This is a genomic window from Brucella sp. MAB-22 (assembly GCF_025908475.1).
In the GTDB taxonomy this organism is placed as follows: domain Bacteria; phylum Pseudomonadota; class Alphaproteobacteria; order Rhizobiales; family Rhizobiaceae; genus Brucella; species Brucella anthropi.
The window spans coordinates 450,001-465,413 of the sequence record NZ_CP109781.1 but is presented as its reverse complement, the minus strand read 5'-3'; the positions used below and the strand labels follow the sequence as shown (position 1 = coordinate 465,413).

Sequence of the window (15,413 nt, the reverse complement as noted above, 5' to 3'; positions counted from 1 at the left end):
CATTCCTGCAACTGCATGAGAGAGGCAAGCGATCACAAATTGATGATTACCGGACCAAACGTCCTATGGTACATTGCAGGCTTGAATGTGAAACATTAAGTGACATCACACTGTAGTAATAATGTTTTGATATAATTCGCGCAGTTTCAAAATGAGTTCAGCATTTGTGAGGTTTCATGTCCGAGATATGGCAGTGGGTTTCCGCTTTCGGTTTTTCGATTGTCATCATCGTCGCTGCGCTGGTCTATCTCAACATGTCCAACCGTGAAACGCCTGGCGACACGTTCAATCTTTTCACAAAGGTCGGTGCTGTCGCAGTGGCGTTTGTTGCCGCTTTCGCGAGCCTCGCCGCCGCAGCTATTATCGATTGATCTTACTACTCATATTTTCAGCGAAGACACTGCCGCTTCGCTTTTATGTACATAATCATTGGCATCCTGCTGTCGTTGGAACAACAGGATAAAAAGCAAGTCGGTCAGAACCAGTTGTGCATCGCGTGCGGTGATCGATGATGAGCGAACGCGTTCTTCGTCTGCGACTGTGTACAGACGAATGTCGGCAATCTTATTGAGCGGGTTCTCGTTGAGGCCTGTGACGGCAATCACAGTCGCTCCCCATTTTTTAGCCTGTTCAGCAATGCGAAGGGTTTCAATGCTCGTTCCGGAATAGGAAAGGGCAAACAGAACGTCACCCTCGTGCAATGTGGAAACATTGGCCATCTGGATGTGACTATCGCTGTCGTGCATCACATTGCGACCGAGCTTCATCAGCTTGTAAGAAAAATCGCGTGCGACGAGTGACGATGCGCCAACGCCGGCGAGGTGGATACGCCGGGCGCTGATCAGGGCTTGCAAAGCGCCGTCGATACCTTGTTCATTGTTGGCGGAAATCGTCTGCTGCATGGATTGCAGTTTGCTGCCGATAAGCTTCTGCAGAACCGTGATATAGCTGTCCCCGGTCTCAATGCTGCCATGGACCATGCCTGCCGGAACCTGCCATTCCTTGGCGCGCGCCTCACTGACGGCGAGTTTAAGTTCCTGATAGCCGTCAAACCCGAACTTCTGACTGAACTTGACGACACTGGATTGACTCCGACCGGTTGCGACCGCGAGCGCGGAAGAGGAAAGCTTCAATACCTGTTCTGGATGATCGACGATGAACTGGCCGATCTTTCGGTCTGCAACAGTCAATTCGTTCAGTTTGGCGTTGATCTTTTGCAGGATCGACATGCGCGATTATTCCCCATTCCGGCGCCGGAGGGCTCGATATTCGGTTGCCTTGCCTCATAAGACAACCGAAATTGATTTGGAATATAAAATTCCAATCTTTTAAAATTTATGGAATGAGCTAACAATCCGCAAGAGAGGACATGGTGGAGAGACATGGAACGATTGCGAATTGTCGGTGGACGACCATTGCAGGGAGCGGTCAATATCTCCGGTGCAAAAAACGCCGCGCTGCCTCAGATCGCGGCTTCCTTGTTAAGCCCTCACCCTGTTGAACTTACCAACCTCCCAGCGGTGAGTGATGTCGAAAACATGCTCAATGTCGTGCAGTCACATGGGGCACAGGTCTCCCGCGCGCCGCACTCGACGACAGTAACCGCCACGGATGTTGTCGGAGGAGAAACTCCTTATGACACTGTAAGGCGAATGCGTGCGACTGTTCTGGTGCTGGCACCCTTGTTGGCGAGACTGGGCAAGGTTCGTGTTTCCTTGCCGGGCGGGTGTGCCATTGGTGCGCGTCCCGTGGATATGCACTTGAAAGCGCTCGCAACACTTGGCGCAGATGTTTCCATTGATCGCGGCTGGATCGTGGCTTCGACTGATAACGGCCTGATCGGAAGCCGGATTGTTTTGCCAGCGCCTTCCGTTGGTGCGACGGCGACGGCGATGATGGCGGCAACTTCCGCTCGTGGCGAAACGGAAATATTGAATGCGGCTCGGGAGCCGGAAATTGGCGACCTTGCCGAATGTCTCGGGGGCATGGGTGCGCAGATTGAAGGAGCGGGTACGCATCGCATTCTGATCCAGGGCGATACATCTTGGCGGACTGCACGCCACCACGGCATACCGGATCGTATCGAGGCCGGAACTTACGCTGTTGCCGCCGCCATTACAGGCGGCACGCTCGAACTCACGCATGCCCGTCTTGAACATCTCGCGTCTGTTGTGCAGATGCTTGAAACGATGGGCGTCAGCGTTTGGCCAAGTGATCGCGGATTGGTTGTTTCACGTAGCGGTTCCTTGCGTGGATCTGATCTGACGACAGAGCCCTATCCTGGTTTTCCGACCGATCTGCAGGCCCAATTCATGGCACTGGCAGCTTGTGCCGAAGGAGCATCACTCATTCGCGAAACGGTGTTCGAAAGCCGGTTCATGCATGTGCCGGAACTGATGCGGCTTGGTGCCGACATCAAACTGCATGGGACAACTGCGCTGGTACGCGGCGGGCGCCCGCTGCATGGCGCACAGGTTATGGCAACGGATTTGCGGGCGTCCGTATCACTTGTTCTTGCAGCACTCGTGGCCGAGGGAGAAACTGTCGTTAATCGCATCTATCATCTGGATCGTGGATATGAACAGCTTGACCGCAAACTGAAGCTTTGCGGTGCAGATATAGAACGGCTGTCAGAATGATGTCGGACAGGGTTGGGAAAGATCAGTTCTATCTTGGTGTGGATGGCGGCGGTACGGGCTGTCGAGCCCGGCTGGAAAATGAGACCGGCAATGTGCTGGGACAAGGATTGTCTGGCCCGGCAACTACACGGCTCGGGATAGACAAGGCGTGGGAATCCATCGCACGTGCGTTTGACGCAGCAATCAGCGAGGCGGGCCTGGGTGCTGAAGAGTTGGCCAGAACACATGCAGGCGTTGGGCTGGCGGGCATAGGCAGGCAAGGTGCGCTCGAAGCACTTCAGGCTATACAGCATCCCTTTTCGAGTATTCATTTCATGAGTGACGGCAAAGGCGCGTGTCTCGGTGCACATTCGGGTAGTGATGGGGCTATCGTTATTGCCGGGACCGGCTCAATTGGTCTCGGCTTCGTGAATGGTATCGACATTCGCGTCGGAGGCTACGGCTTTCCAATTTCCGACGAGGGCAGCGGTGCTTTTCTGGGGCTGTCAGCGATTCAACAGGCCCTTCAGGCTTATGATGATCGGATCGAGCGTACGCCGCTTCTCTATGAGGTTATGGAGCGCTTTAATCAGGCCCCGATGGACGCTGTGGCGTGGATGGACCGCGCAACCGCTACAGAATATGCGTCTCTGGCGCCTATGGTCATGCGTCATGCGGACCAGGGAGATGCAGCGGCACGCCGTATCGTTCAGGCGGCTGCGGGCCACATAGATACTATCGTGCGCGCGCTTTTCGAAAAGGGGGCGCCGCGCGTGACCTTGCTTGGCGGGCTTGCTACCCCACTTGAACCGTGGTTGGCGCCAGACGTCCGCAGACGGTTGAAACCTGCCGACGGTGATGCGGTTTCCGGTGCGATCATTCTTGCGCGAAACATGGCTTCTGCAAATAAGGAATAATTTATTCCTTATTTTGATTGACTGATGGAATTTATAATCCTAACATTTGTTAACCATAAGGCGGCGCGTTTTGAACGCTGCTCGATAAGCAGGCAGAGGCATGACGGAACAGGCGTTGTTATCTGAACTGGATAGGCTGGTTTCTGAAGAGCGAAACCCACGCACGATGGATATCGATCTCTTGTCGAGCCTTGCTATCGTACGCCGCATCAACGACGAGGATCATCTGGTTCCCGCCGCTGTTGAGCAAGTGCTGCCTCAGGTCGCCCAGGCCGTCGATAAGGTCGTCGACGCATTTCGGGTTGGCGGTCGGCTGATTTATTTGGGCGCAGGAACAAGCGGACGTCTTGGCGTTCTCGATGCATCGGAATGTCCGCCGACTTTCAGCGTACCGGAAGGCATGGTGATCGGGCTGATTGCAGGCGGCGTGGATGCATTGCAACATGCAATCGAAGGGGCAGAAGATGATCCGTCGCTCGGGGAATCTGATCTGCGCAACATAGGTCTGACTTCGCACGATGTTGTCGTGGGAATCGCCGTTAGCGGGCGAACGCCCTATGTAATAGGCGGTCTCGCCTACGCAGAATCGATCGGCGCTACGACCGTGGCGCTCTCCTGCAATCCCGATTCGACCATTGCGACCATGGCTGAAATCGCGATATCGCCAGTTGTTGGGCCTGAAATACTGACGGGCTCGACGCGGCTCAAGTCCGGTACGGCGCAGAAGCTCGTTCTTAATATGCTGACGACGGCGAGCATGATCCGAATAGGGAAGACATACGAGAATCTCATGGTGGACGTCAGTGCCACCAACAATAAGCTTGTCGCGCGGGCATCGCGAATTGTCATGCAGGCAACCGGTTGCGGGGCGGGGGAGGCAAAACGCGTTCTCGCTTTGACGGATAATGAGGTCAAGCTTGCAATCCTCATCACGATCACCGGAATGCCAGTGGATGAGGCAAGAAAGGCATTAAAGAATGCTGGGGGATTTCTTAGACAGGCAATAAATGCCAATAAAGCGTGAGCCGAAGCGGGGAAGCAGTCGGACATTAGCATTGCAGTCATTTGCGAGGGAAGAAAATGGGAGCGAGTTTCAAGAAAAGCCTTATTGCAGGCGCGGCCGCAATAGCGTTGAGCATTGGAAGCTTTGGTGGATTAGGTGTTTCGACGGCTTTTGCCGCGACGCTCCGAATGGCCTGGTCGCAGGATGCCACTGGTCTCGATCCGCATAAGCAGCCAGCATTTTCATCGATTCGTCTGCTCGAGCTCATCTATGAGCCGCTCGTCCGTCTTGGTTCCGACCTTCAGATCGCGCCTGCCATTGCCAAAAGTTGGGAATTTTCCGAAGGCGGAAAGGTTCTCACATTCAAGCTCGACAAGAATGCGAAATTTCAGAACGGTCAGCCGGTAACGCCAGCCGATGTGAAGGCCTCCTTCGAGCGCATTCTGGATGAAAAGACAGGCGCCGTCGCGCGTGCGAATTTCGGTTCCATTTCTGCTATTGAAACGCCGGATGCTGAAACGGTCGTCTTCAAACTCTCCCAGCCTGACGTTCCGCTATTGGCTGCAATCGCCAGCATCAATGCGGCGGTCGTTCCAGAAAGCGAGATCAAGGCGGGAACTATAGGTACGAAAACTATTGGGTCGGGTCCATTCATCCTTGAGCGCTGGGAACCGAATTCCAAGGAAGTGCTGAAAGCCAATCCCGACTGGGCGGGCGGTAAAGTAGCGATCGACGGGATCGATATCAGTGTTCTGCCGGACGAAACAGCAATCCTTGCGGCGCTTCGCGCCAAGCAGATCGACTTTGCGCTCCTCAACGACCCTCTGGTTGCAACGATGGTGCCGAACGAAAGCGCTCTGGAACTGGTGCGCACTCCGGCTCTTGCTTATCATGTCTTGCAGTTGAACCCGTCGCGCAAGCCGATGACGGAACTGGCCGTGCGTCAGGCAATCTCCTGTGCCGTTGATCGTCAAGATGTGCTCGATACAGCCTTGCTCGGTGAAGGCAAGGTAACGGGCCCGCTGACAATGCCCGCCTATGCGAGCGATCCAAACACGCTCTTCTGCTACAAGCGCGATGTCGAAAAAGCGAAGAAGCTGATGGCGGATGCCGGTTATGCGGATGGTTTTTCGGCAACTATCATTGCTGCAAATGGAGAGCCTGCAACCGCTGCAGCCGAAGCCCAGGTTCTCCAGTCGCAACTCGCCGAAATCGGCATCAAGCTCGATATCCGCATGATGGAACTCAACGTCTATGTCGATACGTGGTTGAAGGGCGACTTCGATATGGCGGTGGCGCTTAACGGTGGTTCGGCTGATCCCTACACGATGTATGGCCGTTACTGGACAAAGGCGGGTAACCTGCAGAAAGTCGCACAGTATATTGACGATACGCTTGACGATCTGATGCAAAAGGGAAGAGCCGAGACTGATCCTGAAAAACGCAAGCTTATCTTCTCTGACTTCGAAAAGCACATAACGGAAGTTTCTCCGTGGATATGGCTTTATACGGCCAACAACTATGTCGCCTACCAGAAGAACGTTACCGGTTTTGAGCCTCGCGCTACCGGTTCGCTGTTCGGCGTAACCAAGCTGCAGATCGGGCAGTGACGTCATGAAATCCGCCACGTCTTCAATATGGAGGCGTGGCTTTCCAGTGCCTTCCTTGACGGCAGGCCGTGAGTAATCTGACATGAATTATCTGACACGTCGGCTGCTGACATTTCCCCTGGTTATGCTGGGGGTGTCGATCCTTGTCTTCGTCGCGATCCGTATGGTTCCAGGTGATTCCATTACGGCTATGCTTGGAACGGAAGCAGGGCTGCTGACGCCGGAACAGCGGCAGTCTCTGGCGCAATATTTTGGTATCGACCAAAGCTGGACCACGCAGTACTGGCGTTGGCTCGGTGACGTAGTGCAAGGTAATCTGGGTGTCTCGGTCACATTCGGGAAGCCAGTTCTGACAGTTATTCTGGAACGCTTCCCGCTGACACTGCAGCTGGCATTGATGTCGATGATTATTGCCTTGCTTATCGGCCTCCCGGCCGGGGTTTATGCAGCAACGCGCAACGAAAAAATGTCCGATCTGGTGGTCCGCATTTTTGCAATGATCGGGCAGTCGACGCCGAGCTTCGTTCTTGGTCTCCTCTTCATTTATATTCTTTCGGCAGGGTTCGGTGTGTTGCCGACTATGGGCGAATTCACGCCACTATGGGTAAATCCGTGGCAGAATTTTCTACAGATGATTTTGCCCGCCATAACGCTCGGCTGTGCATTTGCGGCATCGGTCACACGCATATCGCGTTCGGCTATGTTGGATGTTCTAAGTGACGATTATGTTCGCACTGCCCGCAGCAAGGGTGCCTCGGCCCGCTCTGTCATCTGGCGACACGCATTGCCGAACGCACTCATCCCTGTGGTGACGCTGAGTGGTGTAGAATTTGGTTACCTTCTGGGCGGAGCCGTGCTGGTCGAGCAGATCTATGCTCTGCCGGGGCTCGGACGCATGGTGCTGGATGCCATATTGCAGCGCGACTATGCGCTGGTACAGGGTAGTATTCTCTTCATCGCGTTCAACTTCATGATGGTCAATCTGCTTGTTGATCTTCTTTACGTTGCGCTCGATCCGCGCATTCGTCTGGGGGAAAACTAATGCGGATATTGCGTTCCGTTTTTGCTCATCCGAGTGGCCGTATCGGCGGGCTCATCGTATTGATCTATCTGATCGTCGCGTTTCTGGGGTATTTCGGTTTTACGCCGCATGACCCGTTGATGCAGTACCGGATAGACAGGCTGCGTCCTCCAAGTGCTGCCCACTGGATGGGAACTGACCTGTTCGGTCGTGACGTCATGAGCCGCCTGATGGCAGGCATCGCGCAATCCTTCATCGTTGGCTTTTCTGCGGTCGGAATTGCCGCCATCGCGGGCACCGTTCTGGGATTGACTGCGGCATGGTTTGGGCGCTGGTGGGATGGAACTGTCATGCGCGTCATGGACGTGCTTCTGGCATTTCCGGCAATCTTGCTTGCGCTTCTGATCATTGCCGTTGTCGGACCGGGAACAGGAACAAGTATCGCCGCCATCGCCATCGTCTACACCCCGATTTTTACGCGGGTTGTGCGTGGTCCGGCCTTGTCGATCAAAACACGTGAATTTGTTGATGCAGCGCGTACGTTCCACAGTAGCAACCGTTACATCCTTTCGCGCCATCTGCTGCTTAATCTGATCGCGCCTCTGACCGTCCAGATCACCTTGGCGCTTGCCTGGTCGCTGCTGACTGAAGCAGGCTTGAGCTTCCTCGGTCTCGGCACGCAGCCGCCGGCTTCGTCGCTTGGTCTCATGCTGGCAGATGCGCGCAATCTCATGGAAACCGCGCCATGGCTGCTGGCATTTCCGGGACTGGCGATCATGATCGGTATACTTGGCTTCAACCTTCTGGGTGATGCTCTGCGCGACATTCTCGATCCCAGAATGCGGAGGGTAGCGGCATGAACAAGCTTCTGTCCGTCTCAAACCTTCGTGTCGGTTTCGGGCGCAATCCTGAAGCTAATGAGATTGTGCGCGGTGTGAGTTTCGATCTTGCCGCCGGGGAAACGCTGGCGATTGTCGGGGAAAGCGGTTCCGGTAAATCTGTAACGGCCTTGTCGATCAATCGCCTTGTGGATTTTGGCGGCGGGCACATTATCGATGGAACGATCGAGCTGAATCGCGCGAACGGTACCACCATCGATCTTGCGACTGCGAATGAAGCTGAGCTGACGAAAGTCCGTGGCGCGGAAATCGGCATGATTTTTCAGGAGCCCATGACGTCACTCAATCCAGTGCTCACTATCGGGACACAGATTGAGGAATCGTTTCGCCTTCACCGTGGACTTACCGGCAAGCAGGCAGCTTCCGCTGCCAAGGACGCACTTGATCGCGTACGCATTCCGGATGCTGCACGGCGTCTCAAATACTGCCCGAACCAGCTTTCCGGCGGTATGCTGCAACGGGTGATGATTGCAACGGCGCTTGCCTGCAATCCGCGCCTCATGATTGCCGACGAGCCGACCACAGCGCTCGATGTTACGGTACAGGCACAGATCATGGCACTTCTGGCAGAGCTGAAGCGCGAAACCGGCATGGCGATGATCTTTATCACTCATGACATTGGTCTGGTCGCAGGTATGGCCGACAAGGTCATGGTGATGCAACACGGCGAGGCAGTGGAGCAAGGTGAACTGAATGTCGTTCTCGATCAGCCTCAGCATCCTTACACGCAGCATCTCCTGAAGGCTGTGCCACATTTTGAAAGCGGCAAGGCGGTACGAACGGATAACGTACGCGCAGCCAAACCCGGAACGAACCCAATTCTGGCTGTGGAAGGGCTCACAGTCCGGTTCCCCGTCAAGGGCGGCATTCTTGGCCGCAGACTTGGTGCAGTTCATGCCGTGGAGAGTGTCGATTTCGATCTTGTTCCGGGCGAAACACTGGCGGTCGTAGGGGAGAGTGGTTCGGGTAAGTCGACGACTGCGCGTGCGATTCTCGGGCTCGTCAAAGCGTCACGCGGCAAGCTTGAAGTCGGTGTGGCAGATACCGCCGATACTCGAAATTCATCTTCTGTGCAGATGGTTTTTCAAAACCCCTATGCATCGCTTAATCCTCGTCTGCGTATCGATAGCATTCTTGCTGAGCCGGTCATAGCTGCTGGCGGGCGCGACGGGCCGGAAACACGACAGAAGATGCTGCAGTTGCTTGACCGGGTGGGGCTGCCTGCAAACAGTCTGGAACGCTATCCGCACGAGTTCTCCGGCGGGCAGCGGCAGCGGCTTTGTATTGCCCGCGCCTTGATGCTGAATCCTTCAGTGTTGGTGCTCGACGAAGCCGTCTCAGCTCTCGACGTATCCGTACAGGCGAAAGTGCTGGAGCTGTTGATCGATCTCCAGAAGGAACGTGGTCTCGCCTATCTGTTCGTGTCGCATGATATGGCGGTGGTGGAGCGTATCGCGCATCGCATCGCCGTCGTTTATGCTGGGCAGATCGTGGAAATTGGCGATGCCGCTTCCATTCTTTCTGCACCGAAACACTCCTATACGAAGCGGCTGATCTCTGCCGTTCCAAGTATTGATCGGCGCAACGAGCATTTTACCCTCGATACGCGACAAGTGCCTTCACTCGTACGCCCGCTGGGATATGAGCCGGCACCGGCAAACTGGCAGACATATGGCCATGATCACATGGCCCGGGCCGAGGCATAACTATCATGGCAGAACCGAATGTCCGCCACTCCGTCGATACTGCTTTTACGGCTCGCTTTGAGAAAGCTTTCAGCCTTCTGACAGGTGCGTGCGACTCAGGCCGTATTCCGGGAGGGGTGCTCGGAATGGTCGATCTCTCCGGGAACCGGGCTGTCCGGGCGACTGGCTATGCGCAGATCATTCCGGCCCGGCGCGCGATGACAACCGATACGTGGTTCGATCTCGCCTCGCTGACCAAAGTGATTTTCACGACACCTCGCATCCTTACGCTGGCTGAGGAAGGGGTCATTGACCTCGATGCACCATTGATCACGTTGCTTCCGGATCTTCGGCAATATGATAATGATGCCTGGGAGCGCAAAGTCACCTTTCGTGAATGTCTCGGCCACCAGACGCCATTTCCGTCGGTCGAACCGATCTACACATATGGACGGGATCCGGAATTGTTGCGCGCGTTCGTATTGCAACGCGAATGGAGAGAATCCGCGCCGGTTTATTCAGACATCAATTTCATTCTGCTCGGTTTTGCGATGGAAAGATTATACGGCAAGACCATTCGCGAGATGGACCCCGGCGAAGGCTTTGCCTTTTCCGCGGAGCCGGAGATTAGTGCCGCTACCGAAGATTGCACCTGGCGCAATCGTGTACTCTGCGGTGAGGTGCACGACGACAATTGTTCAGCGTTGCAGGGTGCGGCGCATGCGGGTCTGTTCGGTACGGCTGCGTCCATACTTGATTTTGCGCTTGGCTTGCTTGACGGCACGGGTGCATCGCAAAACGTTATCGAACACATGCGCCAACCACTATCCGCCACCCGTACGCATGGCTGGGAACGGCCTTATGACGGTTGGTCGGGGGGCAATTTCAATTCGAAGGATACAATCGGGCATACCGGTTTCACGGGAACCGGCTTGTGGATTGATTTTGAAGCGGGCAGGGCATGGACCTTGCTCACCAATCGTATTCATCCGACACGTCACTTTGACAGCGGTATTCTGGCGCTGCGTCAGGGTGTCGGCGACGCAATTTCATTGGGATAGGAGACGTCTATGCAGCCAATATGGGCCGTTGGCCTGATGACCGGTACCGTTCTTGATGGAAACATCGATGTTGCTCTGTTGAAAACTGATGGCGAAACCATTGCAGAATTCGGCGCTTACGCGTTGAAACCTTATCCGCGTTGGATTCGTGATCTTCTCGAACAGGCGCAGGCCGAGGCTCGCGTCTGGAATTTTGAAGGTGCGGAACCTGCGATTTTTGCTGAGGCAGAGGAAGCGCTGACACGCGCGCAGTCTGCGGCAGTGCGCGAACTGGTCGAGGAAAGCGGGCTGTCGATGGCGGATATCGGCGTTGTCGGTTTCCACGGGCAGACGGTTTTACATCGCGCACCGCAGGCAGGCAGGCTTGGTGATACAAGGCAGCTTGGCGATGGAAGGCTTATGAGCCAACTGCTCGCTACTAAAGTGGCTTATGATTTCCGGACGGCAGATATTCGGGCTGGCGGGCAGGGTGCTCCGCTTGCGGCCGTCTATCATGCTGCCTTGCTGCGCAGTGCCGATGCGAGTGGTAATACTGCGATTCTCAATCTCGGTGGTGTCGGTAACATCACCTGGTGGGATGGTGATGATGCGCTTGTGGCATTCGATACCGGTCCAGCCAATGCGCCTATCAATGACTTTATGAAAAAGCGGGGATTGGGCGAAATGGACCGCGATGGGGCACTGGCAGCAAAAGGTAAGGTAGACGAAGACCGGCTCGCCGAACTGCTCAAGCACCCCTATTTGATTGCTCCGTATCCCAAGTCGTTGGATCGCTTCGACTTTACCGAGATGATGGCCGACGGCCTGAACGAGGAAAATGGCGCGGCGACATTGACCGCGTTCACGACCTCGGCGGTGGGGAAGGCTCTGGATATTTTGCCGCGTCGGCCGAAGCGGCTTGCAGTCAGTGGCGGTGGCCGTCGCAATCCAACCATGATGCATATGCTGGTCGAGCGCGCCGAGGTGGAACTCGTGCCTGTCGAAGCGCTCGGCTGGCGAGGCGATGCTGTAGAAGCTGAATGTTTTGCTTTCCTCGCAGTGCGAGTCTTGCGCGGTTTGCCTATCAGTTTTCCGAGCACAACCGGGGTTCCTGAGCCAATGACCGGCGGAGAACTAGTCGGTTGAAGAGACAATAACTATCCAATTTCTCCAAAGGGCAGCGTCAATCACGTTGTCCTTTTTGTTTTTGACAGCACGAATTGAGCCTGATTGACCTAGTGCTCAGCTGATACGGCATATTAAAAGCGTTACTATCCAATAAAAACGATCTAACATTAGGGTAATTCACTAACTGCGGTCGTTTGAAGTTACGTTGCGGCAAGCTTGACGCCGATATTCCATTTTTATTGCATAAGAACATGAAAAAATACAAGACTCATGCGATCTTCACGTTGATTTAGGCAATTCTCTTTATTGTTCTAATTTATCATGGAGAAATGCAATGAAACTAATTCGAGTCCTTGCCTGTCTGCTCTTGCCTTTCGTCTGGCTATCCGGGGCCGCTGCTGAACCGCTGGCCAAACCGACGGGTAAGCCGATCCTGGTCATATCCGGCAATATTTCGAATACAAATGTTGACGATACAGCGCAATTTGATCGGGATATGCTGGAGGCCCTGGGTTTGGTGACCGTAGAAACGGCAAATCCATGGTATGATGGTCGTGTGCGTTTTGACGGCGTGTCGATGGACAAGCTTATGACGCTTGTCGGTGCCAAGGGAACGAAAGTGACTGCGGTAGCGTTGAACGATTATGTTAGCTCGTTACCGATGGAAGACTTCAAGAAGTTCAATGTTATTCTTGCCATGAAACGAGATGGCAATTACATGCCGGTTCGCGATAAAGGACCATTGTTTATTATTTACCCGTATGACAGCGACCCACAGCTCCAAAGCCAGACCTATTACACACGTTCCGCGTGGCAGGTTGCCAAGCTGATAGTTGAATAGAGGCAAAGTGTGAGACGAATTCTAGGCGTCATTATCTGTTGTTTCGTGGTGGCAACGGCCTATATCGCCTATGTCATTGCCGAACGACAGACAGCGCTTCAGAAATTCTCCCGTTATAATGATTCCTGGGCTGTTGGTCAGACAGTATCGGAATATATGCGGCTTGAGCATGTTCTGGCTGGATACGTCCTGGATATGAACGAAGAAACGCGCGACGAAGTGCGGCTTCGCCTCGATATTATGCTCGGGCGACTGGAACTGTTGCAGCAAGGCAATCTGCGCTCCTTCATTCAAAACGATCAGCGGCGACGCGATCTCTTTTTGAAGTTAAGCGACGTTCTTCAGGCACTTGACGTCCAGCTGGATAAACTTGATGCAGACGAGGTCAAAATCCATCTGCAATTAATGAGTGCGCTTGATGGTCCGATGACAGCGCTTGCGTCATCTGCAGTTGAGTATGATGTCGGACTTATCGATGCTGCCCAGGCAGAAGTTCGCCAGTTGCATCTCATCTACACCGGATTGGCGGCGGGCCTCATTCTCTGCGGCGTCGTGCTCGTTATTCTTCTGCTGCGTCACAACAAGCTTCTTGATCGGGCGCACGGCAGCATGCAACGCCTGACAAGCGATCTTCGGCAAGCGACAGGTGAACTGCAGTCGCAGAATTTTCGGCTGGAGCACGATGCACATCACGATGCGCTGACCGGATTGCCCAATCGTGTCCTGTTCCGGCAGGATTTGGAGAAAAGGCTTGAGGCCGCACAGACGGGAAGCCAGTCGGCCATTATTCTTCTTCTGGATCTCGATGGGTTCAAGGACGTAAACGATACGCTTGGGCATGATGTTGGCGACGCACTGTTGCAGGCAGTTGCACGACGTCTTACCAAGCTCGGCGAACGAGGTGACATGGTGTGTCGCCTGGGTGGGGACGAGTTTGCCGTGCTTTCCACGGGATTACGGGAAGAGGAAGCACTGGAACTTGCGGATCGCCTGATGGACGTGATCAGCCAGCCTTATCATGTCGGCGAGCTGGAAATCAAAATCGGAACCTGTGTCGGTGTCGCAATCTCCGAGGGTGAACCCGACACGGAGGAACTTTTCAAACATGCCGATTTGGCGCTTTATGAGGCAAAGGCTCTCGGGCCTGGTCATGCGAGCGTATTCAAATCGCAGATGCAGACGCGTTTGCGGGAGAAGAAGTCATTTGAGGCCGATCTTCAGAAGGCACTGGAGAATGGTGAAATGGAAGTTTACTATCAGCCGCAGGCCTGCACCATAACGCGTGAGATTTGCGGTTATGAGGCTTTGCTCCGTTGGACCCACCCTATCCGGGGGGCAGTTTCACCGGTTGAATTTATTCCTGTGGCAGAGAAGATTGGCTTTATTCACGCACTCGGGGATTGGGTACTCAAGACGGCCTGTCTTGAAGCTGCTCATTGGAGCAAACCGCTCAAGATCGCAGTCAACCTCTCCCCCGTTCAGTTTCGCAGCCTGAACCTCATTCAAAGCGTTATCGATGCCCTGGAGCAAAGCGGCCTCGAAGCGAATCGGTTGGAGCTCGAGATCACAGAATCAGTTCTGCTGGACAAAAATGAGCAGACCTTGAGCACTCTACGCCAGTTAAAAGCATTGGGTATCCAGATAGCGATGGACGATTTCGGAACAGGCTATTCCTCGCTTGGCAGTCTCAGCGGGTTCCCCTTCGACAAGATCAAGATTGATCGATCTTTCGTACGCGATGTGACAACGCGACCGGACGCACTGGCGATTGTCGAACTCGTAACTGGGGTCGGGCGCAGCCTCAGAATGGTAACAATTGCAGAAGGCATTGAAACCGAGGAGCAATTCGAGTGCCTGAAGCGGTTGGGATGCGATCAAGTTCAAGGTTACCTCATAGGTAGGCCGATGCCAGCTTCAAAACTCAAACATCTTCATGGTCGGAGTGGGCAGGACGTCAAGGCGGTCGGTCATGCATCAAATCGCTGACGTTATAGCGGTGTGACAACTGGCATCAGATACGAAAATCAGTTTATGTTCATATGCTAATCACATCGTAAAGTTACGTGTGATGCATTCAATAAGTTGGGGCGCATTTGGTCGTTCGTTCGGACGCAATGCTCCAATGCTGGGGAACTGGGGCGTAGGAATTGCTGAAAGTACATGGGATTAACGTGCCGATCGCATCTGACGAAGTTTCGCCGGTTATCTGGCAGGCTTTGATAAGCGGCAGCTATGAAGCCAAAGAAGCGCGTTCGATTTTCAAGGCAGTGAAGCCGGGAGATCGCGTGCTGGAGCTCGGCTCAGGCATCGGAATTATCACATCAATTATTGCCAAGATTGCCGGGGTGTCTGTTTGGGCTTTCGAGGCGAACCCGTCTACTGCAGCGCTTGCTCAGCGTGTAATCGATGCCAACGGCATCAACAATGTTGTGCTTTCCCAAGGGATTCTTACTGCAGGTGAGCCCTGCTCTTTCCGCTTCTATGTGCGGCGTGACCTCTGGATGTCATCTATGGATGAGAATCAAGGGCCATACGAACACGCTATAGAATTGTCCTCGACCAATATTGACGAGTTCATCACTCGGCACGGTATCAATGTTCTTGTCATGGATATCGAAGGCGCTGAGCATCACCTGCTGCAAAACGCCGAT

At 54.2% G+C, this 15,413-nt stretch carries 14 protein-coding genes (1 of these 14 running past the window's edge); 13 read left to right on the top strand and 1 reads right to left on the bottom strand.

Annotated features, from left to right (window positions below):
• Positions 1-176 precede the first annotated feature (176 nt).
• Positions 177-371, top strand: coding sequence for a hypothetical protein (locus tag OHI65_RS02155; RefSeq protein ID WP_012092564.1), 195 nt, complete (start codon positions 177-179; stop codon positions 369-371).
• A gap of 9 nt (positions 372-380) precedes the next feature.
• On the opposite strand, the gene OHI65_RS02150 is transcribed toward OHI65_RS02155, so the two are convergent.
• The gene (locus OHI65_RS02150) at positions 381-1,229 is read right to left on the bottom strand and encodes a MurR/RpiR family transcriptional regulator (protein ID WP_012092565.1); all 849 of its coding nucleotides are present in this window, start codon (positions 1,227-1,229) and stop codon (positions 381-383) included.
• Positions 1,230-1,382: 153 nt separating this feature from the next.
• On the opposite strand from OHI65_RS02150, the gene murA reads away from it, so the two are divergent.
• From murA to OHI65_RS02090, 12 genes are all read left to right on the top strand, one after another.
• A complete protein-coding gene (murA, locus tag OHI65_RS02145) occupies positions 1,383-2,639 on the top strand; it encodes a UDP-N-acetylglucosamine 1-carboxyvinyltransferase (RefSeq protein WP_125302137.1) in 1,257 nt (418 codons plus the stop codon).
• Positions 2,636-3,535: an N-acetylglucosamine kinase gene (locus OHI65_RS02140; RefSeq protein ID WP_125302134.1), complete on the top strand. Its 900-nt coding sequence runs from the start codon at positions 2,636-2,638 to the stop codon at positions 3,533-3,535. Before murA ends, OHI65_RS02140 begins: the two co-directional genes overlap by 4 nt.
• Before the next feature lie 100 nt (positions 3,536-3,635).
• Positions 3,636-4,559, top strand: a complete 924-nt coding sequence (gene murQ, locus OHI65_RS02135; protein WP_012092568.1) for an N-acetylmuramic acid 6-phosphate etherase — start codon at positions 3,636-3,638, stop codon at positions 4,557-4,559.
• 56 nt (positions 4,560-4,615) lie between these two features.
• Complete coding sequence (locus OHI65_RS02130) at positions 4,616-6,148, top strand: ABC transporter substrate-binding protein (protein ID WP_012092569.1); 1,533 nt, start codon at positions 4,616-4,618, stop codon at positions 6,146-6,148.
• Positions 6,149-6,230: 82 nt separating this feature from the next.
• Complete coding sequence (locus OHI65_RS02125; RefSeq protein ID WP_125302132.1) at positions 6,231-7,190, top strand: ABC transporter permease; 960 nt, start codon at positions 6,231-6,233, stop codon at positions 7,188-7,190.
• Positions 7,190-8,029 (top strand): ABC transporter permease, encoded by an 840-nt coding sequence (locus OHI65_RS02120; RefSeq protein WP_125302129.1) that lies wholly within the window; start codon positions 7,190-7,192, stop codon positions 8,027-8,029. The genes OHI65_RS02125 and OHI65_RS02120 overlap by 1 nt, the downstream gene beginning before the upstream one ends.
• Positions 8,026-9,774, top strand: coding sequence for an ABC transporter ATP-binding protein (locus OHI65_RS02115; protein ID WP_012092572.1), 1,749 nt, complete (start codon positions 8,026-8,028; stop codon positions 9,772-9,774). Before OHI65_RS02120 ends, OHI65_RS02115 begins: the two co-directional genes overlap by 4 nt.
• A gap of 5 nt (positions 9,775-9,779) precedes the next feature.
• Positions 9,780-10,814 carry a serine hydrolase domain-containing protein gene (locus tag OHI65_RS02110; RefSeq protein ID WP_125302126.1) on the top strand — a complete coding sequence of 345 codons (1,035 nt, stop codon included), beginning with the start codon at positions 9,780-9,782 and terminating at the stop codon, positions 10,812-10,814.
• A gap of 9 nt (positions 10,815-10,823) precedes the next feature.
• Positions 10,824-11,939, top strand: a complete 1,116-nt coding sequence (locus tag OHI65_RS02105) for an anhydro-N-acetylmuramic acid kinase (RefSeq protein ID WP_012092574.1) — start codon at positions 10,824-10,826, stop codon at positions 11,937-11,939.
• A 316-nt stretch (positions 11,940-12,255) separates the two neighbouring features.
• Positions 12,256-12,762: an oxidoreductase gene (locus tag OHI65_RS02100; protein ID WP_012092575.1), complete on the top strand. Its 507-nt coding sequence runs from the start codon at positions 12,256-12,258 to the stop codon at positions 12,760-12,762.
• A gap of 9 nt (positions 12,763-12,771) precedes the next feature.
• The gene (locus OHI65_RS02095; RefSeq protein ID WP_125302124.1) at positions 12,772-14,748 is read left to right on the top strand and encodes a putative bifunctional diguanylate cyclase/phosphodiesterase; all 1,977 of its coding nucleotides are present in this window, start codon (positions 12,772-12,774) and stop codon (positions 14,746-14,748) included.
• 161 nt (positions 14,749-14,909) lie between these two features.
• Positions 14,910-15,413: the 5' portion of an FkbM family methyltransferase gene (locus OHI65_RS02090; RefSeq protein WP_125302121.1), read on the top strand. Its footprint extends 180 nt past the window's final position; the window shows 504 of its 684 coding nt (coding positions 1-504); the start codon lies at positions 14,910-14,912; its stop codon lies off the right edge, out of view.